We start from the raw sequence: 20,833 nt of genomic DNA on the forward strand, positions 1-20,833 counted from the left end.
TCCTTTTTATCTGCTCCGTTGGCGACTGGCGGGGTGCGGGCATCACCGCTCCTGTCCACGTTCACTCGGGTGGACCGACTTGGACCGACTTGGGGCCCACTGGCATGCGTACCGGTGGAGCCTTCCCTCGTACTCCGGGTGCGCAATCCGGCGCTGTGTTAACTACCGCCGCGTAAACGGTCCGAAAAAACGGCCCCGCCTTTCGGCGGGGCCGTTCGTCCTGCGGTGTCCGGTGGTGAGGTGCGGTCAGTTGTTGACCTGGAGCAGGCGGTTGGCCGAGCCGATGCCGCCACCCGTCACCTTGCCCTTGACCGACTTGGCGGTCAGGACGCCGCCGACCTGCGCCGGGGTGGCCGTCGGGTTCGCGGCCAGGTAGAGCGCCGCCGCGCCGGCCGCGTGCGGGGCCGCCATCGAGGTGCCGGAGATGGTCTGCGTCGCCGTGTCACCCGTGTTCCAGGTGGACGTGATCGCCGCGCCGGGGGCGAAGAGGTCGAGCCTCGGACCCCAGTTGGAGAAGCTCGCGCGCGCGTCCGTGGACTCGGTCGCGCCGACCGTCACCGCCTCCGCGACACGGGCCGGCGAGAACAGGTGCGCCGGCAGCCCCTCATTGCCGGCCGCCACCGTGTACGTGACGCCGGACGCGATGGAGTTGCGCACGGCCGCGTCGAGCTGGGCGTTGCCCCAGCCGCCGAGGCTCATGTTGGCCACGGCGGGCTTCTTGGCGTTCTTGGTCACCCAGTCGATGCCCGCGATCACCTGGGACGTCGTACCGCCGCCCTCGCTGTCCAGCACCCGGACGCCGACGACCGTGGCCTTCTTCGCGACGCCGTACTTCGCGCCCGCGACGGTGCCGGCGACGTGGGTGCCGTGGCCGTTGCCGTCCTGGGCGCTGGCGTCGTTCTGGACGAAGTCCCAGCCGCTGATCGCCCGGCCGCCGAAGTCCTGGTGGGACGTACGGATGCCGGTGTCGATGACGTACACCCGCACGCCGGTGCCGGCGCTGTCGGGAGTCGTGTACGACTTGCTCAGGGGCAGGGAGGGCTGGTCGATCCGGTCCAGGCCCCAGACCGGGTTGGTCTGCGTGGCGCTGAGCCACACCTTGGTGTCCTGGACCACGGAGGCGACGTTCGGGTCGCCCGCGAGGCGCTTGGCCTCCGCCTCGTCCGCCTTCACCGCGTAACCGTTGAGCGCGGTGCTGTACGTGTGCTTGATCTTCGCCCCGTACTGCCGTGCCAGCTTGCTGCCGGCCGCCGACGGAGCCTTGATCCCCCCCGATCCCGTCTTGAGCGTGACGATGTAGCTGCCGCCGATCGAACCGGGTGAACCGGCTCCCAGTATTCGCCCCTCGGCGGGAGCGGCCTGCGCCGGAAGCGTGACGGCCGAAAGCACCGCTGCCGTGGTGACAGCGGTAACGGCACCTGCGAGACGCAGGCCGGAAATGCGTGTTCTGGTCATGTGCTGGGTCCCCTCCTCAACTTGGCGCACCTTATGCGGAGCGGGTCCGGCCCTCGCGACCGGTCCCCCGTCTGCTGCCGCGGACGCCTCCGGGCAGCCTCTCGTGCGCCGTGACGCACTACAAGACCGCACGTGGGACCGGTTTGGGCCGCCCGCCCGGTGAGGGCATCGAGGAGGTGGTCACCCAGGTTGTTCGCAGGTCCTCCCGATCTAGGAGGCGGCGGCCGTGTCGTCCGACCAGATCTGCCAGGGCTGCCGGGCCACCCACTCGTCCACCGGCGCCGGACGCACGGACAGCGCCTCGGCCGAGCTGCCGTCGTCGGCGGCCAGCAGACCGGGGTTCGCACCGCTCGCCATGTAGTGGTAGATGCCCGCGACGCCGGCCGCCGCCTGCGGGCCGACGGCCCGGGCCAGGCCCTCCTCGAAGACGTGCGGCGGCAGCGGCACGTACCGTACGTCCCGGCCGAGGCCCTGGGCGAACGACACCGCCAGCTCGTCGCCGGTCAGGCTCCGCCCACCGCCGATGTCCAGGGTCCGGCCGGCGACGCCGTCCACCGTCAGCGCCGCGTACACGGCCTCCGCGAGGTCCCGGTGGGAGAGCCAGGCGGTCCGCGTGCCGGCGGGCAGCGGGTAGGCCAGTACGCCGTCCTTGGCCAGCGCCGGGCCGTTCCACGGGCTGAAGAGGTTGTCGAGGTAGACGGGCGGGCGCAGCACCACCAGCTCCACACCGCTCCCGCGCAGGCTCTCCCGCAGCACGGTCTCGGCCAGCCGCCGGGTCTCGAAGGCCGCCACATCGGTGTGGGCCTCGGGGACGCGGGTGTTGGAGTTGTAGACGACTCTGCGCACGCCGGTCTCACGGGCCGCGTGCGCGATGTTGCGCGCGTACGTGCCGATCGTCTCGGCGTCGTACACCAGCGGCATCACGACCGAGGCGTGCGTGGCCCGCTCGAAGAGGTGGCGCACGTCGTCGGCGTTCGCCAGGTCGCCGGTGACGAACGCGGTGCCCGCCACCTGGGGGCGCTCGCTGTCGGGCTTGCGGGTCAGGGTGCGGATGCGGTGGTTCCGCTCGGCCAGCAGGCGGGCGACCGCGCCCCCCTGGAAACCGGTCGCCCCCACGACCGCCACGCGCATCGGAATCTGATCGGACATGAGTGTGTAGAGCCCTTCGATAGGGTGAGGCTGTCGCCGGGAACGGCCTTTCCAGGCTGGCGGCGGGGGCTTCGGCCGATCAATTAACAAACCGGGGCGAGGGTTGAGGGATCGTCCAATGGACGCGAGGGAACGAGAAGCCGACGAGGGCGACGACCTGCTCAGCGAACTGCTGAAGCCCTTGCGTCTCACCGGTGTTTTCGACAGCCGCTGGCACGTGAACGCCCCCTGGGCCATCGAGGGCGACGCCGAGCAGAGCTGCGCCGTGCTGCACTACATCGTCGAGGGCGGGTGCTGGATCAGCGGGGAGGGCCAGACCCCGCTCGAACTGAACGCGGGCGACCTCGCCGTCTTCCCGACCGGGATCGCGCACCGGCTCTCGGACCGGCCGGACCGGCAGGGGGTGCCGCTGCGGGCCGTGCTGCCCGAGCGGCAGCCGGGTACGTCCGGCGAGATCAGGATCGCGGGGAAGGGCCCGGCGAGCCGGCTGCTGTGCGCCGGGCTCCACTACGACGCCAGTGCGGCCACCGGGCTCTACAAGGCGCTGCCGTGGGCCCTGGTGCTCGACGGGCCGCAGGTCGCCGCCGAACCGCTACTGCGGGACACCCTGCGGCTCCTCGCCGCGCCGGACCGGCCCGTCGGGCCCGGCGACCGGCTCATCACGCTCCGCGCGTTCGAGATGGCGCTGGTGCTCGCGCTGCGGCCGCTGCTGCGGCAGCTGGCCGACAACCCGGCGGCCCTGCCGGTGCTGCGCCACCCCGGCATCAGCCGCGCCATGGTGATCATCGCGACCCGGTTCGCCGAGCCGTGGACCATCGAGTCGCTGGCCCGTGAGGTCGGCATGTCCCGGTCGGCCTTCACCGCCGCCTTCCGCAGCCTCGTCGGGGACGCGCCGGCGCGCCATCTGACGGGGCGGCGGATGCAGGAGGCGGCCCGGCTGCTGCGGGAGACCACGGTGGCGCAGTCGGCGGTGCCCCAGCGCGTCGGCTACCAGAGTTCGGTCGGCTTCCACCTCGCGTTCCGCAAGTGGTTCGGCACGACGCCGGGGGAGTACCGGACGGCGGACGGCCTGGCGTAAAGACGGCGCTTTCACGCCCGACTGGCCGGTTCATAAGGACCGGTGGACGGGTGTTCATTGCCGGGGCGGGCGCGGCCAGACAGGCTCGGCAGCGGCAGTGCCGTTCCGTATGAGGAGAAATGGTGACGAGGTCCGGTCAGGATTATCTGGAATCGCTGCGAGACGGCCGAGAGGTGTGGCTGGACGGCGAGCGCGTCAAGGACGTCACCCGGCACCCCGCCTTCCGCAACACCGCGGGCTCCATCGCCCGCCTCTACGATCTCGCGCACGACTCGGCGCACACGCCCGTCCTCACCTCGGACGGCGTGCACCGCGCGTTCACGGTCCCGCGGTCCTACGAGGACCTGGTCGCCCGCCGCCGTGCCCACAAGGTGTGGGCCGAGGCCAGTTTCGGCTTCCTCGGCCGTACGCCCGACTACATGGCGGCCGGCGCGACCGGATTCGCGGCGCTCCCGCAGGTCTTCACCACACCGTCGTTCGACGGCGCCCCGAACGCGCTGGCCTACCACCGGCGGCTCGCCGAGGGCGACCTGTACCCCACGTTCACCATCACCAACCCGCAGATCGACCGGACCAGGTCCGCGTCCGAGCAGGAGGAGGACGACCTGGTCGTCCGCGTCGTCGCCGAGCGGGACGGCGGGATCGTCGTGCGCGGCGCCAAGATGATCGGCACCGGGGCCGTCTTCGGCAACGAGGTGATCGTCGGGACGATTGAGCCGCTCGCCCCGCAGGACGTGGAGCACGCGGTGTGCTTCTCCGTGCCGATCGACACCCCGGGCCTGAAGTTCCTGTCCCGCACGTCGTACGAGGCGCAGGCGCGCAGCGTCTTCGACAACCCGCTCTCCTCCCGCTTCGACGAGAACGACGCCCTCCTGGTCTGCGAGGACGTCTTCGTACCGTGGGAGAACGTCCTGGCCTACCGCAACGTCGACGCGAGCTTCGCGATGTGGTGGCAGACGCCGGCGTACGTGAACTTCGTGCACCAGGCGGCCACGCGCTTCTGGACCAAGCTGGAGTTCCTCACCGGCCTCGCCATCCTCGTTACCAAGGCCAACAACACCTACCAGCTGCCCCCCGTCACCCAGGCCATCGGCCGTCTGATGGGCAAGGTGGCCCAGGCCAAGGCATTCGTGCTGGCCGCCGAGGCGTCGTACGAGGACGTCGAGGGCGGGCAGGGCGTCAAACCCGGCAAGGAGATCTCCTTCGCGCAGCGCATCATGGCCGGCGAGCTCTACCCGCAGGCCGTGCAGGAGATCAAGACGCTCGCGGGCGGCGGCGTCATCCAGCTGCCCGCGTCCGCCGAGGACCTGCTGCACCCCGAACTCGGGCCGCTCGTGCGGAAGTACATCCGCTCGCCCGGACACCCCGCCGAGGACCGGATCAAGCTCCTCAAGCTGGCCTGGGACGCGCTCGGTTCGGAGTTCGCCGGCCGCCACGAGCAGTACGAGCGCTTCTACCACGGCGCCCCGCACATCTACCTCATGCAGCAGGCGTGGGAGGGCGACACCGGTGCGTGCGAGTCGCTCGCGCGGGCCTGCCTCGACGGATACGCGCTGGGAGCGGGCGGCGGGGAGCGCCCGGCGTCGTGAAGCGCTCCCCGAAGGCGGCCCTCGCGCTGCTCGCCTCCACCCAGCTGCTCCTCATCATGGACACCGCGATCATCAACGTCGCGCTGCCCTCGATCGGTGAGGATCTCGGCTCGGGCTCGGCGGGGCTGTCGTGGGTGGCCAACGCCTACCTCATCACCTTCGGCGGACTGCTGCTGCTCGGCGGGCGCGCCGCCGACCTGCTGGGCCACCGGCGGCTGTTCACCGCCGGGCTCGGGCTGCTGGCGGCCGCCTCCGCCGTCGGCGGGCTCGCCGGGACGGCCGGCGCGCTGGTGGCCGCCCGCGCCGTGCAGGGCGTGGGGGCCGCGTTCGCCGCGGCGGCGGCGTTCGCCCTGCTGCTGATCCTGTTCCCCGACGGGCCGGACCGGCACCGGGCGCTCGGCGCGTTCGCCGCGATGGGCGGACTCGGCGGCGTCCTCGGGACCGTCCTCGGCGGAGTCCTCACCGACCTGCTCGGCTGGCGCTCCACCTTCTGGCTCAACGTCGTCGTCGGACTGCTGCTCGCCGTATTGGCCCCGCGCCTCCTCGACGGCGGTACGCGCTCCGCCGAGCGCGGCTTCGACCTCGGCGGCGCGCTCACCGCCACCGGCGGGCTCGGCCTGCTCGCGTACGCCCTCGTCGGCGCGGGCGAGGCGGGCTGGACCGGCGGACGGACGCTCGCCGCGGGCGGCGGCGGACTGCTGCTGCTCGCCGTGTTCGCCGTACTGGAGAAGAGGATCACGCGGCCGCTGGTGCCGCCGGCCGTGCTGCGGCGGCCCGCCCTGCGGCTCGCCAACGCGCTGAGCGCGCTCGCGCAGACGGCGCTCTTCCCGATGTTCTTCCTCGTCAGCCTCTACCTCCAGAGGGTGCTCGGCCACTCGCCGCTCATCGGCGGCCTCGGGCTCCTCCCGCTGTCGGTCGTCGTCGTGATCACCGCGCCGCAGAGCGGGCGCCTCATCGCCCGGCTCGGACTGCGCTCCACCATGACGCTCGGCTTCGGGCTGCTCTTCACTGGTACGGCCTGGCTGGCCCTCGCGCTCGCCGCCGAGGGCACCTTCTTCTCCACCGTCCTCGCACCGAGCCTGGTGCTCGGCGTCGCGCTGCCGCTGGTCATGGTCACCACCAACGTGGCCGCGACGGCCGAGGCGTCTCCCGAGGAGACGGGGCTCGCCTCCGGGCTCGTCAACACCAGCCAGCAGTTCGGCTCGGTGCTCGGCCTCGCCGTCCTCGTCGCCGTCGCCACCGGCGTCACGAACGCCTCCGCCTCCGCCGGCGCGACGGCCGAGACGGCGGGCTTCAAGGCCGCGCTGCTCGTCGGCGCCGCCCTCGCCGGCGTGGCCGCCCTGCTCTCCACCCGGCTGCGCCCGACCGCACCGTCCGGCCTCCCGGCGGACGGCGAGCGGGTGGAGGACGCCGTGAAGTAGAGGACGCGGCGGGCGGCGTTGAGGGGCGCCGCCCGCCCGTGCGCGGCACTCGCCGCGCTCCGGTGCACGTCAGGGCCGCCGTACGCACGCGCCGTACCGCCCGCGCACGCACCGCCCCGGCGACGGCCGGGCACCCCGCGGACGGCCGGCCACGAGCCGCCGCCGCGATCGATACGGGGCCGCCACCACGGACCGCACCACCGCACCGCGCACACCTCCGTCGCGCCCACACCGCGCCGGACCACGCCGTCGGCCGCACCGCATGGCATCCACGCATCTCACCGCCCAAGGGGGCATTCCATGATCACGCACCTCACGCACCTGAGGGACGCAGTCGACCTCGTCGCGCCCGGTCTCGACGCACACGGCGAACCGCGCTACCGGATATCCGAGATACGCGCCGCCGACCCGCTGGCCGCCGACCCGCTGCTCGCCGTACTCCCCGCGATGAACCGCGACGCCGACGTGCCGGCCCTCACCGTCGCCCTGCGCACCCTGCTGCCGCTCCCCGAGACCGCGGCCCGGTGGAGCGTCGTCGAAGCGCTCGCCGCGATGCGCGACCTCGGCATGCTCCTCGGCTCGCTCAAACGGCACGGCACCGAACCGCTGGCCGCCGTCCCGGAGGCCCTGCCGGTCCTGGAGGCGCTGGGGCGGCGCACCGACATGGTGCCGCGCGACACCGTGCACCACTACACGACCTGGAACCCCATCGGCGCACGCCAGCGCACGTACACGGGCGAGGAGATGGAGGGCAACCTCCAGGACGCCGTCCGCATGGTCTTCCCCAGCCTCGCCGCCTCGCTCGACACCTGCGCCGCGCTGGCCCGCCTCGAACCGCACGATCCGGGCTTCGCCCTAGCCCTCGACCGCACGGCGCAGCACGTCCAGTCGATGGTCGACTCCATCGACTTCACCGTCGCCAACGTCTCCCCGGTCTTCTTCGCGCAGGTCCTGCGCCCGTATTTCGAGGAGGTGGACGTGGCGGGCCGCGACTACCTCGGCCCGGCCGCCGCCCAGGTGCCCCTGTGGCTCGTCGACCTGACGCTGTGGCAGTGCGACCACAGCAGCCCGGAGTACGACGGGTTCCTCGCCGAGTCGGTGCGGTACTCGCTGCCGGGCTGGCGGGACTTCTACGCCGCGCACCACGGCGGCGTCTCCGCCGTCTCCCGGCTCGCCGCCGCCACCGACTGGGAGCAGACCGGCCGGCTGTCCCCGCAGCTCGCGGCCTCCGCCGTGTCCCTCGCCCGCGTCCTGCGCATCCTCAAGACCTTCAGGGCCCGCCACATCGGCATCGCCCGCAAGGCGTACAGCGAGGAGGTGCGGCTGTACGAGGTGGGCTCCGGCGGCGCGCCGATCGAGCTGCTGCGCTCCGTGCTCGACCTGACCCGGGACAACGAGACCCTCGTGCGGCGCGCCACCGCCCGCCCGCGCACCCCGGTCGCCTCCCACGCCTGAAGGGCACCCCACCCATGACCCACATCCTGATCGCCGGCGGCGGCATCGCCGGACTCACCGCCGCCCTCAGCCTGCACGCGGCCGGTTTCCGCCGGATCACCGTCGCCGAGGCGGCGCGCGAGATCCAGCCGGTCGGCGCGGGGCTGAACATCATGCCCAACGCCGTGCGCGAACTCGACGCCCTCGGGCTCCTCGGCGCACTCGAACGGCAGGCCGTGCGCACCCGCGAGCTGCGGTACTACCACTGCTCCGGCGGCCTGATCTGGCGCGAGCCGCGCGGCCTCGGCGCCGGTTACCGCTGGCCGCAGCTGTCCGTCCACCGGAGCCACCTGCAACTGACGCTGGCCGCCGCCGTGCGCGAACGCCTGGGTCCCGAAGCGCTCGTCGGCGGCGTCCGGGTCAGCGCGGTCACCACGCGGCCGGACGGCAGGCCGCGCGTGAAGCTGGAACACCGCGACGACACGACGCGCGGGTACGCCGCCCTGGAGCCCGACGTGCTGATCGGCGCGGACGGCATACGCTCCACCGTCCGCGCCGCGCTGGACCCGCGTGGCGGCGAGCCGCCGTGGAACGGGATGCTCGTGTGGCGCGGCATTTCGCGGATGCCCGCGGAGCGGGCCGGCGCCTTCATGTTCATCGCCGGCTCCGACGTGCAGAAGGCCGTCGTCTACCCGATGACCGAGCCCGACCCCAGGACCGGCGAGGTCCTGGTGAACTGGGCCCTCGCGATGCCGGCCGCGTCCGCCGACGACGACGCGCGCGGCGACTGGAACCGGCCGGTCCCGGTCGGCAAGTTCCTGCGGCACTACGAGGGCTGGGAGTTCGACGGCGTCAGCGTCCCCGACGTACTGCGAGCCTCCGACCGCGCGTTCGAGTACCCCATGGTGGACATCGACCCCCTGGAGCGCTGGAGCCACGGCCGTACGACGCTGATCGGCGACGCGGCCCACGCCATGTACCCGATCGGGTCGAACGGCGCCACCCAGTCGGTCGTCGACGCCCGCGCCCTCGCCCACGCCATGGCGCGGCACGCCGACCCGGCCGACGCGCTCGCGGCGTACGAGGCCGAGCGCCGGCCCGCGACGACCGAACTCCAGCGGGCCAACCGGCGGCTGGGGCCCGAGGTCGTCATCAACATGGCGCACGAGCGGGCGCCCGGCGGATTCACCGACATCGACGACGTGATCCCGGCCGGGGAACTGGCGGCCGTCTCCGCCCGGTACGCGGCCACCGGGGCGTTCGACCCGGCCACCGTCAACCTGGGATCGCCGTACGACGTCGGGACGCACGCCCTGCGATGATCCCCGGCGCTCCCGTGCGCCGTGGCAGCGGGAGGCGGGGTGCCACTACCTTCGTGGAGGAAAGGACGGACACACACCGCCGTGCGTCCGACCCGGTTCGTATGTCCCCTGCGAAGGTGGAACACGTGAAGGCCATTCGTCGATTCACCGTGCGCCCCGTTCTTCCCGATCCCCTACGACCGCTCAGCGACCTCGCCCGCAACCTGCGGTGGTCCTGGCACACCGAGACCCGCGAGCTGTTCCAGGCCGTGGACCCCGACGGCTGGGCAGCCTCCGGGGGTGATCCCGTACGGCTGCTCGGGTCCGTCCCCGCCGCGCGGCTCGCGGAGCTGGCCCAGGACCGGCGGTTCCTGGACCGGCTCACCGCCGCGGCGGACGACCTGGACGAGTACCTGCGCGGCCGGCGGTGGTACCAGTCCCAGTCACCGACCCCGGAACTGCCCGCCGCCGTCGCCTACTTCTCACCCGAATTCGGAGTCACAGCGGCCCTCCCGCAGTACTCGGGCGGCCTCGGCATCCTCGCCGGGGACCACCTGAAGGCCGCCAGCGACCTCGGCGTACCCCTCATCGGGGTCGGACTCCTCTACCGTCACGGATACTTCCGGCAAAGCCTGTCCAGGGAAGGCTGGCAACAGGAGCACTACCCCCTGCTCGACCCGAACGAAATGCCCGTCTCGCTGCTGCGGGAGGCCGACGGCACTCCCAGCCAGGTCGCGCTGACCCTGCCCGGCGGGCGGTCGCTGCGCGCCCACATCTGGCAGGCGCGGGTCGGCCGCGTACCGCTGCTGATGCTCGACTCGGACGTCGAGGACAACGCGGCGGGGGAGCGCGACGTCACCGACCGGCTGTACGGCGGCGGCAGCGAGCACCGGCTGCTCCAGGAGATGCTGCTCGGCATCGGCGGGGTGCGGGCGGTGCGCGCGTACTGCCGGCTCACCGGCCACCCCGAGCCGGAGGTGTTCCACACCAACGAGGGCCACGCCGGCTTCCTCGGCCTGGAGCGCATCCGCGAACTGGCCGGCCAAGGCGTGGAATTCGACCCGGCGCTCGAAGCGGTGCGCGCCGGCACCGTCTTCACGACGCACACCCCCGTACCGGCCGGCATCGACCGCTTCGACCGCGAGCTCGTCGCCCGCCACTTCGGTGACTCCGGCGAGCTGCCGGGCGTCGACGTCGGGCGGATCCTCCAGCTCGGCATGGAGACCTACCCGGGCGGCGAGCCCAACCTCTTCAACATGGCCGTGATGGGCCTGCGCCTGGCCCAGCGGGCCAACGGCGTGTCCACGCTCCACGGCGCGGTCAGCCGGCAGATGTTCTCCGGCCTGTGGCCCGGTTTCGACCCCGAGGAGGTGCCGATCACCTCCGTCACCAACGGCGTGCACGCGCCCACCTGGGTCGCCCCGGAGGTCATGCGCCTGGGGGCGCGGCAGATCGGCGCGGGCCGCGCCGAGGACGCCCTGTCGGCCGGCTCCGGCACCTCCACGGGGGGAGCGGAGCGCTGGGACGCCGTCACCGACATCCCGGACGCCGACATCTGGGACCTGCGGCGCACTCTGCGCGAGCAACTGGTCCAGGAGGTACGGGAGCGCCTGCGCGCGTCGTGGCGCCAGCGCGGGGCCGCCGAGGCGGAGCTCGGCTGGATCGACGAGGCGCTCGACCCCGACGTGCTGACCATCGGCTTCGCGCGGCGCGTCCCGTCGTACAAGCGCCTCACGCTGATGCTGCGCGACCGCGACCGGCTGATGGAGATGCTGCTCCACCCGACCAGGCCGGTGCAGATCGTGGTCGCGGGCAAGGCCCACCCGGCGGACGACGGCGGGAAGCGCCTGGTGCAGGAGCTGGTGCGCTTCGCGGACGACCCGCGGGTGCGCCACCGGATCGTCTTCCTTCCGGACTACGGCATGGGCATGGCGAAGAAGCTCTACCCGGGCTGCGACGTCTGGCTCAACAACCCGCTGCGCCCGCTGGAGGCGTGCGGAACGAGCGGGATGAAGGCCGCGCTCAACGGCTGCCTCAACCTGTCGGTGCTCGACGGCTGGTGGGACGAGTGGTTCGAGCCGGACTTCGGCTGGGCCATCCCGACCGCCGACGGCGCGGCGACCACCGAGGACCGCCGCGACGAGCTGGAGGCCAACGCGCTGTACGAGCTCATCGAGCAGCGCGTCGCACCGCGCTTCTACGACCGGGGTCCGGGCGGGCTGCCCGACCGCTGGATCGAGATGGTCCGCCAGACCCTGGTCCGGCTGGGCCCGAAGGTGCTGGCGGGGCGCATGGTGCGGGAGTACGTCGAGAGGCTGTACACCCCGGCCGCCGAGGCGCACCGCGCGATGGTCCCGGACGCCGCCCGGGAACTGGCCGAGTGGAAGAAGCGGGTGCGCGCCGCCTGGCCCAAGGTCGCCGTGGACCACGTGGAGGCCCTGGCGGCCACCCCGGTCAACGGCACGGCGGAGCTGGGCTCGACGCTCAGCCTGCGGGTCCGCGTGGCCCTCGGCCCGCTGCGTCCCGAGGACGTGGAGGTGCAGGCCGTCGCGGGGCGGGTCGACGCGGCGGACGCGATCGGCGAGGCGCAGACCTTCCCGCTGAAGCCGGCGGGCGGCCCGGACCTGGAGGGCCGCTGGATGTACGAGGGCCCCCTGGCGCTCGACCGCACCGGCCCCTTCGGCTACACGGTCCGGATACTGCCCTCCCACCGCCTGCTGCCGCACGGCGCGGACCTGGGCCTGGTGGCCCTGCCGACGGAGGCGACGGGTGAGGGCGCCGGCGTGCTGATGCGCTGACGACCCTGAGCCCCGGGCACAGCGTGGCTGATGCGCTGACGCCCGGAGTCCCGGGCCCATGGATCAGCCCTGCGGGAACGGCTCTCCGCTCCCGCAGGGCTGGTCTGTGCTCCGGGCTCCTTACGGGAAGGTCACCTTGAAGCTGTTGATGTAGCCGGTGTCCTGCGCCGCCACGTCCTGGACCTTGAGCTTCCAGACGCCGTTGGCGGTCTCGGAGGACGCGTTGACCGTGTAGGTCGCCACGACGTTGTCCGCCGAGTCGGAACCGCTGGAGTTCTTCAGGCGGTACGCCGTGCCGTCCGGAGCCAGCAGGTCTACGACCAGGTCACCGCGCCAGGTGTGGACGATGTTCACGTCCACCTTGAGGTTGCTGGGCGCCGCGCCCGTCTTGGTCGAGGTGACCGACGAGGTGACCGCCGCGCCGTTGTCCGGGATCGGGACGTCGGTGGTGTTCTCGAAGGACGTGCCGGTGCCCGGGTCGCCGCCGCCGGGACGCGTCCCGACGTTGACGCCGGCCCACGCGTCGGCGACGGCCTTGTACTCGGCGCTGGTCGTGCCGTACAGCTCACCGGCGACCGCGAGCGTCCCGGTGCGCGCACCCGCGTAGTTGGTCGAGGAGCCGAACTTGGTGGTCAGCGCCTTGAACCAGATCTGCGCGGCCTTCTCCCGGCCGATGCCGGTCACCGGCAGGCCGTCGGAGGTCGGCGAGTCGTAGCTGACGCCGTTGACGGTCTTGGCGCCGCTGCCCTCGGAGAGCAGGTAGAACCAGTGGTTCGCCGGGCCGGACGAGTAGTGGACGTCGATGCCGCCGATGCCCGAGTACCAGGCGTCCTTCGACGAGCCGTCCCTGCTCGGCTTGTCCATGTAGCGCAGCGGCGTGCCGTTGCCCCGGATGTCGATCTTCTCGCCGACCAGGTAGTCGCCGACGTCCTTGGGGTTGTTGGCGGCGAACTCGACGGCGGCGGCGAAGATGTCGGAGGTGGCCTCGTTGAGGCCGCCCGACTCGCCGCTGTAGACGAGGCCGGCGGTGTTGGAGGTGACGCCGTGCGTCATCTCATGCGCGGCCACGTCGATCGAGGTGAGCGGCTTGGCGTTGGCCGCCCCGTCGCCGTACGTCATGCAGAAGCAGGAGTCCGACCAGAAGGCGTTGACGTACGCGTTGCCGTAGTGGACGCGGGAGTACGCGCCGACGCCGTCACCGCGGATGCCGCTGCGGCCGTGCACGTTCTTGAAGTAGTCCCAGGTCAGCCCCGCGCCGTAGGCGGCGTCCGCGCCCGCCGTCTCCAGGTTCTGCGGAGTGCCGTCGCCCCAGACGTCGTCCGGTCCGGAGAAGAGGGTGCCGGTGCCGGAGGTGCCCCGGTTGAGGTTGTACGTCTTGTGGTTGCCGCGCCCGGTGTCGGTCAGGGTGTACGACGGGGCGGAGCCCACCGTGACCTGGCCGCTGTACTGGGTGTTGCCGGTGCCGTTGTGGATGGCCTGCCACTCGTAGATCTTCTTGCCGGTGGAGGCGTCGGTGACGACGTGCAGCTCGTTCGGGGTGCCGTCGTGCTGGAGGCCGCCGACGACCGTCTCGTACGCCAGCGTGGGCTTGCCCTGCCCCATCCACACCACCTTGCGCGGGGCGCGGTCGGCCTCGGTCCTCTTCGATCCCTCCGCCTTCGCGGCGGCCAGCGCCTGCTTCTCCGCGGTGGCGGGGGCGACCTCGGCGCTCGTGTCGACGGACTTGAGCTCCGCCTTCGACGCCTTGGTCACGCCCTCGGTCTTCCCCGCCCCGGTCTCCGCGACGATCAGGTCGCCGCCGAGGACCGGGAGCCCGTCGTACGTGCGCTCGTACCGCGTGTGGGTGGTTCCGTCGCGGTCCTGGACGACGTCCCTTACGGCGAGCTTCTCCTTGGCGCCGAGGCCGAGCTCCCTGGCGGTGGCCGCCTTGGTGGCGTTGGCCTCGCGTATGAGCTCGGCGCGCTGGGCCGGGGTGAGCTTCGCGGGCAGGGCGCCCGGGTCGGCCTTCCCCGCCGCGGCGGTCTTGGGTGCGGCGGTCCGGGGGTCGTCGGCCGACGCGGCGCCGGCCTGTACGCCGACCGTCAGCAGCGCTGCGGCGGTCAGCAGCGCGCCGGTCGCGGTGGCACGTCGTCTGGGCGTGGATCTCACGCGAACTCCTTCTGCAAGGGGGGTGGCGGGCGGCTTGGGTGGGCTGCCCGGGCAGAGCCGTGCGGAGCAAGGTGGAGCGCGGAACGGGGGAAGAGTGGCAGGAGTGAGCGCTCCCTGTCAGGAGCGCGTCAACAAGTTGGCCGGAATTCGTCCGTTGCCCGAAGAGCCGTGTTCGTTAAGCGGACGTTTCGTCGGCCGTTACCGCACCCCTGTAAAAGGCCCGCCCACTCCCGCCCGTGCGAGGGCGGATCATGTCCTGTCCCGACCGGTTGGGCGCGTTCGCCGACCGGTCCTCCGGGGCGCGGCCGGCGGCCGGACTGCCGCCGTCCGGTCGGCGGGCCGGCCGGTCAGGCCAGGCTGTCGCGCCAGGCCCGGTGCAGGCCGGCGAAGTGCCCCGTACCGACGGCGAGCGCGGCGGGGGAGCCGTCCTCGACGATGCGGCCGTGCTCCATGACGAGCACCCGGTCGGCGATCTCCACGGTCGACAGCCGGTGCGCGATCACCACCGCCGTACGCCCCCGCAGCACCGTGTCCATCGCGCGCTGCACCGCCCGCTCGCCCGGGACGTCCAGGGAGGACGTGGCCTCGTCCAGGATCAGCACCGCAGGGTCGGCGAGCAGCGCGCGGGCGAAGGCGACCAGTTGCCGCTGCCCCGCGGAGATCCGGCCGCCCCGCTTGCGGACGTCCGTGTCGTACCCCTCCGGCAGGCCGGTGACGAAGTCGTGGGCGCCGATCGCCTTCGCCGCCCGCTCGATCTCCTCCCGGGTGGCGTCGGGGCGGCCGAGGGCGATGTTCTCGGCGACCGTTCCGGAGAACAGGAACGCCTCCTGGGTCACCATGACGACCCCGCGGCGCAGTTCGGCCACGGACAGGTCGCGCAGGTCGGTGCCGTCGAGCAGGACGCGGCCCTCGGTCGGGTCGTAGAAGCGCGCGAGGAGCTTGGCGAGCGTCGACTTGCCCGCGCCCGTCGCGCCGACCACGGCCACGGTCTGCCCGGCCGGCAGCGTCAGACTGAAGCGCGGCAGGACCTCGCCGCCCGTGCGGTAGGCGAAGCCGACGCCGTCGAAGACCACCTCGCGGCCGGGGCCGCCGCCCGCCGGGGCGGGCAGCGCGCGCGGCACGGCCGGCTCGGGGACCGTGGGGGCCTGGGCGAGCAGGCCCGCGATCTTCTCCAGGGACGCGGCCGCCGACTGGTAGGAGTTCAGGAACATCCCGAGCCGGTCGATCGGGTCGTACAGCCGCCGCAGGTAGAGCACGGACGCGGCGAGGACGCCGAGCGCCATGCCGCCCCCTGCGACCCGGTAGGCGCCCCACAGCACGATCCCCGCGACCGTGGTGTTGGCGACCAGACGGGACCCGACGACGTACTGGGCCATCTCCAGCAGACCGTCGCCGTTCGTCCGCTCGTGGCGGTGGTTGAGCGCCCGGAACTGTGCGTCGTTCGCCCGCTCGCGCCGGAACGCCCGCACTGGCCTGATCCCGTTCATCGTCTCCGCGAACTTCACGATGACGGCCGCGATCGCCGTCGACCGCTTGGCGAAGACGACGGAGACCCGGGTCCGGTAGCGCCGCACGAGCAGGTACAGCGGTGCGAACGACAGCACCGCGAGCCCGCCGATGCCCACGTCGAGGTAGAGCAGCAGGGCGCAGATGCAGACGCAGGACAGGATGACGCCGATCAGCTCCTGGAGGCCCTCCCCGAGCAGTTGCCGCAGCGACTCCACGTCGGTCGTCGACCGCGAGATCAGCCGCCCGGACGTGTACCGCTCGTGGAAGTCGACGCTCAGCGCCTGCGCGTGCCGGAAGATCCTGCCGCGCAGATCGAGGAGCACGTCCTGGTTGACGCGGGCGGAGAGCCGGATGAAGACGTAGTGGAACAGCCCCGCGCCGAGCGAACACAACAGGTAGCCGGCCGCGACGACGGCCAGCGGCCCGTAGTCGTCCCGCCGCAGGGCCGGCACACCCCGGTCGATGGCGTACGCGACGAGCAGCGGGCCGGCCTGCACCGCGGCCTGCTGGAGCAGCAGGAGCAGCGCCGCGACGCCCACCCTGGCCCGCCGTGGCCCCAGCAGCGAGCGCAGCAGCGCCCCCGTCGCCCCGGCGGGCGCGGGCAGCGCGTCCCGGTCGAAGGGATCCCCCTCCGCCACCGGTTCGTCCACCCGCTCCGGCCGCGGCCGCGTCTTCGTGAGCGGCCCCGTGTCCGCGGGCTCGCGTTCGTCCGGGCGGTCGTCCGCGGTGGTCGTCATGGAGTGTGCCCCTTCCCGCCGGCGGCCCCGCCGTCACCCGTCCCGGACATCAGCCAGGCGTACTCGTCGCTGGTGCGCAGGAGTTCCTGGTGCGTGCCGACGGCCGTGATCCGGCCGCCGGACAGCAGCGCCACCCGGTCCGCGAGCAGCACGGTGGAGGGGCGGTGTGCGACCACCAGCGCGGTAGTGTCCGCCAGGACGCGCCGCAGCGCAGCCTCCACCAGTGCCTCCGTGTGCACGTCGAGCGCCGACAGCGGGTCGTCGAGCACGAGGAAGCGCGGCTTGCCCACCACGGCCCTGGCCAGCGCGAGCCGCTGCCGCTGCCCGCCGGACAGGCTCAGCCCCTGCTCGCCGACCTGGGTGGCCGTGCCCTGCGGCAGCCGGTGCGCGAATCCGGCCTGCGCGGTGTCGAGCGCCCGCTCCAGCTCCGCCTCGCCCGCAGCCGCGCCCGCGCCCATCAATACGTTCTCGGCGACGCTCGCCGAGAACAGCGTGGGTTCCTCGAAGGCGACGGAGACCAACTCCCGCAGCCGCTCGCGCGGCATTGCCGTGATGTCCTGCCCGTCGAGCGTGATCCGCCCGCCCGTCACCTCGTGCAGCCGGGGTACGAGCGTGGTGAGCGTCGTCTTGCCGCTGCCGGTGGCACCGACCAGGGCCATCGTCTCGCCGGGCCGTACGCGCAGATCGACGCGGGCGAGCACGGGCGGCGTCCCCTCGGGGGCGTCGGGGTAGCGGAACTCGACCGCGTCGAACACGATCCCGTCCCGGCCGGGAACCGCCGCCGCAGCCGCCCCCGCGGTCTGCGACTCCTCGGGCTCGTCCATCACCTCGAAGTACCGCTCGGTCGCCGTCGCCGCGTCCTGGCTGATGGCGAGCAGGAAGCCGATCGACTCCACCGGCCACCGCAGGGCCAGCGCCGTCGAGAGGAACGCCACCAGCGTGCCCGCCGACAGGCCTCCGTCGGCGACCTGGACCGTGCCGATCACCAGCGCCGCCCCGATCGCGAGTTCCGGCAGCACGGTGATCGTCGCCCAGATGCCCGCGAGCAGCCGGGCCTTGACCAGCTCGGTGCCCCGCAGCCGCAGCGACAGCTCCCGGAAGGCCAGGGCCTGACTGCGGTGGCGGCCGAACCCCTTGATGACGCGGATGCCGAGCACGCTCTCCTCGACGACCGTCGTCAGGTCACCGACCTGGTCCTGCGACCGCCGGGTGACCCGCGCGTACTTCGACTCGAACACGAAGCACAGCACCACCATCGGCGCCGCGGGCGCCAGCAGCACCAGCCCCAGCGGCCAGTGCTGTTGCAGCAGGATGACGAACCCCACCAGGATCGTCACCGCGTTGACCAGCAGGAACGTCAGCGGGAACGCCAGGAACATCCGCAGCAGCATCAGGTCCGTGGTCCCGCGCGAGAGCAGCTGCCCCGACGGCCACCGGTCGTGGAAGGCCACCGGGAGCCGCTGGAGGTGCCGGTACAGGTCCTCCCGCATCGCCGCCTCCACCCCGGCGAGCGGCCGGGCCACCAGCCACCGCCGGAGTCCGAAGAGGACGGCCTCCGAGAGCCCGAGCAGCAGCAGGTACAGCGCCCCCAGCCACACCCCGCCCGGGTCCCGGTCCGCCACCGGGCCGTCCACGATCCACTTCAGGACGAGCGGGATGACGAGACCGAGACAGGACGCCACCACCGCCACCACCGCCGCCCACGCCAGGCGGCCGCGCACCGGACGCACGTAGGGCCACAGGCGCAGCAGCGAACGTACGGCCGATCGGTTCCTGGTGGGTGCATCCGCTCCGCTCATCAGGATCGAGCGTACGGTTCACCACTGACAGCGCTCACTCCTTTTCGGCCGTGCCCGCCCTCAGCAGCAGCACCGAACGGGCCGGCACGGTGATCGCCGCGCCCGCCGCGTGCACCGTTCCGGGAGCCTCCTCCTGGCCCTCCAGCGACGTGTCGACGACCACCTCGTACGTCCGCGCCCACGGCGGCCCGGGCAGCGTGAAATCGACCGGAAAGTCCCCCGCGTGGAGTACGGCGAGGAAGCTGTCGTCGGTGATCTTCGCGCCCACCGCGTCGCGCCCCGGGATGTCGCGGCCGGACAGGTACAGCCCCACGGTGGAGGCCGGCGCGTACCAGTCCTGCTGCGTCATCTCCTGCCCGAGCGGGGTGAACCACGCCAGGTCGCGCAGCCCGTCCGCCGCCTGGGGCCGGCCCGAGAAGAACGCGCGCCGGCGCAGCACCGGATGCGCGTGGCGCAGCGCCAGCAGCCGGGACGTCAGCCGGAACAGCTCCCGCCAGCCCGGCTCCTCCAGGAGCGACCAGTCGATCCAGCCGATCTCGTTGTCCTGGCAGTACGCGTTGTTGTTGCCGCCCTGCGTACGCCCCATCTCGTCGCCCGCGACCAGCATCGGCACGCCCGTCGACAGCAGCAGCGTCGTCACCAGGTTGCGCAGCTGCCGCCGGCGCAGCGCGTTCACCCCGGCGTCCTCGGTCTCGCCCTCGGCGCCGCAGTTCCACGAGCGGTTGTCGTTCGTCCCGTCCCGGTTGCCCTCGCCGTTCGCCGCGTTCTGCTTCTGGTGGTAGGACACCAGGTCCCGCAGCGTGAAGCCGTCGTGCGCGGTGACGAAGTTGACCGACGCGTACGGGCGGCGGCCGCCCCAGGCGTACAGGTCGCTCGATCCCGAGAGCCGGTACCCCAGGTCCCGCACGTCGGGCAGCGCGCCGCGCCAGAAGTCCCGCACGGCGTCGCGGTAGCGGTCGTTCCACTCCGTCCACAGCGGCGGGAAGGCGCCCACCTGGTAGCCGCCGCTGCCGACGTCCCACGGTTCGGCGATCAGCTTCACGCGCCGCAGCACCGGGTCCTGCGCGATGACCGCGAGGAACGGCGACAGCATGTCGACGTCGTGCATCGAACGCGCCAGCGCCGCCGCCAGGTCGAAGCGGAAGCCGTCCACGCCCATCTCGGTGACCCAGTACCGGAGCGAGTCCGTGATCAGGCGCAGTACGTTCGGCTGGACGACGTGCAGGGTGTTCCCGCAGCCCGTGTAGTCGGCGTACCGTCTGGCGTCGTTCTGGAGGCGGTAGTAGCCGCGGTTGTCGATGCCGCGCAGCGACAGCGTGGGCCCCAGCTCCCCCGCCTCGGCCGTGTGGTTGTAGACCACGTCGAGGATGACCTCGATGCCGGCCGCGTGCAGGGCCCGCACCATCGCCTTGAACTCGCCGACCTGCTGGCCGGCCGTCCCCGTCGCCGCGTACCCCGCGTGCGGCGCGAAGTAGCCGATCGAGTTGTAGCCCCAGTAGTTGCGCAGCCCGCGGCGCAGCAGGTGGTCCTCGTGGGCGAACTGGTGCACCGGCAGCAGCTCCACCGCCGTCACCCCGAGCCGCTGGAGGTGCTCGATCGCCGCCGGATGCCCGAGTCCGGCGTACGTGCCCCGCAGCTCCTCGGGGATGTCCGGGTGCAGCTTGGTGAAGCCGCGTACGTGCAGTTCGTAGATGACGGTGTCCGCCCACGGCGTCTTGGGCCGCCGGTCGTCCACCCACTCGTCGCCGGGCGCGTCGTCGTGCACCACCACGCCCTTGGGGACGAACGGCGCAGAGTCGCGGTCGTCGCGCACGGTGTCCGCGACGTTCTGCTGGGGCCAGTCCCTGACATGCCCGTACACCTCGCCGGGCAGCGTGAAGTCCCCGTCGACGGCCCGTGCGTACGGGTCGAGGAGGAGCTTCGCGTGGTTCCAGCGCGCGCCGGTCCACGGGTCCCAGCGGCCGTGCACCCGATAGCCGTAACGCTGTCCCGCGCGGACCCCCGGTAGGAAGCCGTGCCAGATCTCGTGCGTCAGCTCGGTCAGCGGGCAGCGCCGCTCGGTGCCGTCCTCGTCGAAGAGGCACACCTCGACGGCCTCGGCCCCGCCCGCCCACAGCGCGAAGTTGGTGCCCGCCACACCGTCGGGCCCGACGCGAAAGCGCGCCCCGAGCGGGGTCGGCGCACCGGGCCACACGGGCGGCCCGGCCCGGTCGTGGCCGGGGCGGTGCCCGTTGACCGCCGCCGGGACGGGTGCGGGCGAGGGGGAGGGGCGGCCGTCGACCACCGCCCCGGGCACCGCTGCCCGCACCGCCTCCTGTACTGCCTCCTGCTCGGGTGCGCTGGACACCTGTAAGCCTCCCGCGGCTCGTGGGACCGGCGGATCCTGAGCCGTACGGCGTCCCGGCCGTGGCCCCC

Annotated in this window: 12 protein-coding genes; 6 read left to right on the top strand and 6 right to left on the bottom strand. The window is 72.8% G+C overall.

From position 1 onward, the window contains the following. Positions 1 to 246 precede the first annotated feature (246 nt). Both ACWGH0_RS02510 and ACWGH0_RS02515 read right to left on the bottom strand, forming a co-directional pair. Positions 247 to 1,455, bottom strand: a complete 1,209-nt coding sequence (locus ACWGH0_RS02510) for a S8 family peptidase (RefSeq protein WP_453402264.1) — start codon at positions 1,453 to 1,455, stop codon at positions 247 to 249. 210 nt (positions 1,456 to 1,665) lie between these two features. Further along, positions 1,666 to 2,604 (bottom strand): SDR family oxidoreductase, encoded by a 939-nt coding sequence (locus ACWGH0_RS02515; RefSeq protein ID WP_453402265.1) that lies wholly within the window; start codon positions 2,602 to 2,604, stop codon positions 1,666 to 1,668. Between the two features lie 118 nt (positions 2,605 to 2,722). Between ACWGH0_RS02515 and ACWGH0_RS02520 the strand changes: the two genes are divergently transcribed. From ACWGH0_RS02520 to glgP, 6 genes are all read left to right on the top strand, one after another. After that, positions 2,723 to 3,682 (top strand): AraC family transcriptional regulator, encoded by a 960-nt coding sequence (locus tag ACWGH0_RS02520; RefSeq protein ID WP_453402266.1) that lies wholly within the window; start codon positions 2,723 to 2,725, stop codon positions 3,680 to 3,682. 119 nt (positions 3,683 to 3,801) lie between these two features. After that, positions 3,802 to 5,271 carry a 4-hydroxyphenylacetate 3-hydroxylase family protein gene (locus ACWGH0_RS02525; RefSeq protein WP_453402267.1) on the top strand — a complete coding sequence of 490 codons (1,470 nt, stop codon included), beginning with the start codon at positions 3,802 to 3,804 and terminating at the stop codon, positions 5,269 to 5,271. Continuing rightward, positions 5,268 to 6,692, top strand: a complete 1,425-nt coding sequence (locus tag ACWGH0_RS02530; RefSeq protein ID WP_453402268.1) for an MFS transporter — start codon at positions 5,268 to 5,270, stop codon at positions 6,690 to 6,692. Before ACWGH0_RS02525 ends, ACWGH0_RS02530 begins: the two co-directional genes overlap by 4 nt. 300 nt (positions 6,693 to 6,992) lie before the next feature. Then, positions 6,993 to 8,147, top strand: coding sequence for a monodechloroaminopyrrolnitrin synthase PrnB family protein (locus tag ACWGH0_RS02535; RefSeq protein ID WP_453402269.1), 1,155 nt, complete (start codon positions 6,993 to 6,995; stop codon positions 8,145 to 8,147). A 14-nt stretch (positions 8,148 to 8,161) separates the two neighbouring features. Then, positions 8,162 to 9,448: a flavin-dependent oxidoreductase gene (locus ACWGH0_RS02540; RefSeq protein ID WP_453402270.1), complete on the top strand. Its 1,287-nt coding sequence runs from the start codon at positions 8,162 to 8,164 to the stop codon at positions 9,446 to 9,448. Between the two features lie 125 nt (positions 9,449 to 9,573). Then, a complete protein-coding gene (gene glgP / locus ACWGH0_RS02545) occupies positions 9,574 to 12,225 on the top strand; it encodes an alpha-glucan family phosphorylase (protein ID WP_453402271.1) in 2,652 nt (883 codons plus the stop codon). A 120-nt stretch (positions 12,226 to 12,345) separates the two neighbouring features. Here the strand turns inward: glgP and ACWGH0_RS02550 are convergent, their stop codons facing one another. The 4 genes from ACWGH0_RS02550 to glgX form a co-directional block, all read right to left on the bottom strand. Beyond that, a complete protein-coding gene (locus ACWGH0_RS02550; protein ID WP_453402272.1) occupies positions 12,346 to 14,373 on the bottom strand; it encodes a M4 family metallopeptidase in 2,028 nt (675 codons plus the stop codon). A 347-nt stretch (positions 14,374 to 14,720) separates the two neighbouring features. Next, positions 14,721 to 16,619 carry an ABC transporter ATP-binding protein gene (locus ACWGH0_RS02555; RefSeq protein WP_453402273.1) on the bottom strand — a complete coding sequence of 633 codons (1,899 nt, stop codon included), beginning with the start codon at positions 16,617 to 16,619 and terminating at the stop codon, positions 14,721 to 14,723. Continuing rightward, positions 16,616 to 18,418, bottom strand: a complete 1,803-nt coding sequence (locus tag ACWGH0_RS02560) for an ABC transporter ATP-binding protein (protein ID WP_453402274.1) — start codon at positions 18,416 to 18,418, stop codon at positions 16,616 to 16,618. The genes ACWGH0_RS02555 and ACWGH0_RS02560 overlap by 4 nt, the downstream gene beginning before the upstream one ends. A 34-nt stretch (positions 18,419 to 18,452) precedes the next feature. Then, a complete protein-coding gene (glgX, locus tag ACWGH0_RS02565) occupies positions 18,453 to 20,765 on the bottom strand; it encodes a glycogen debranching protein GlgX (protein WP_453402275.1) in 2,313 nt (770 codons plus the stop codon). Between the last annotated feature and the right edge of the window lie 68 nt (positions 20,766 to 20,833).

The sequence above is a fragment of the Streptomyces sp. NPDC054887 genome, assembly GCF_053610585.1.

What these genes read in the sequence shown, in the direction of transcription:
- ACWGH0_RS02510 (WP_453402264.1), bottom strand. Translation starts at nt 1,455, where the DNA reads ATGACCAGAACACGCATTTCCGGCCTGCGTCTCGCAGGTGCCGTTACC.
- ACWGH0_RS02515 (WP_453402265.1), bottom strand. Translation starts at nt 2,604, where the DNA reads ATGTCCGATCAGATTCCGATGCGCGTGGCGGTCGTGGGGGCGACCGGT.
- ACWGH0_RS02520 (WP_453402266.1), top strand. Translation starts at nt 2,723, where the DNA reads ATGGACGCGAGGGAACGAGAAGCCGACGAGGGCGACGACCTGCTCAGC.
- ACWGH0_RS02525 (WP_453402267.1), top strand. Translation starts at nt 3,802, where the DNA reads ATGGTGACGAGGTCCGGTCAGGATTATCTGGAATCGCTGCGAGACGGC.
- ACWGH0_RS02535 (WP_453402269.1), top strand. Translation starts at nt 6,993, where the DNA reads ATGATCACGCACCTCACGCACCTGAGGGACGCAGTCGACCTCGTCGCG.
- ACWGH0_RS02540 (WP_453402270.1), top strand. Translation starts at nt 8,162, where the DNA reads ATGACCCACATCCTGATCGCCGGCGGCGGCATCGCCGGACTCACCGCC.
- ACWGH0_RS02555 (WP_453402273.1), bottom strand. Translation starts at nt 16,619, where the DNA reads ATGACGACCACCGCGGACGACCGCCCGGACGAACGCGAGCCCGCGGAC.
- ACWGH0_RS02560 (WP_453402274.1), bottom strand. Translation starts at nt 18,418, where the DNA reads ATGAGCGGAGCGGATGCACCCACCAGGAACCGATCGGCCGTACGTTCG.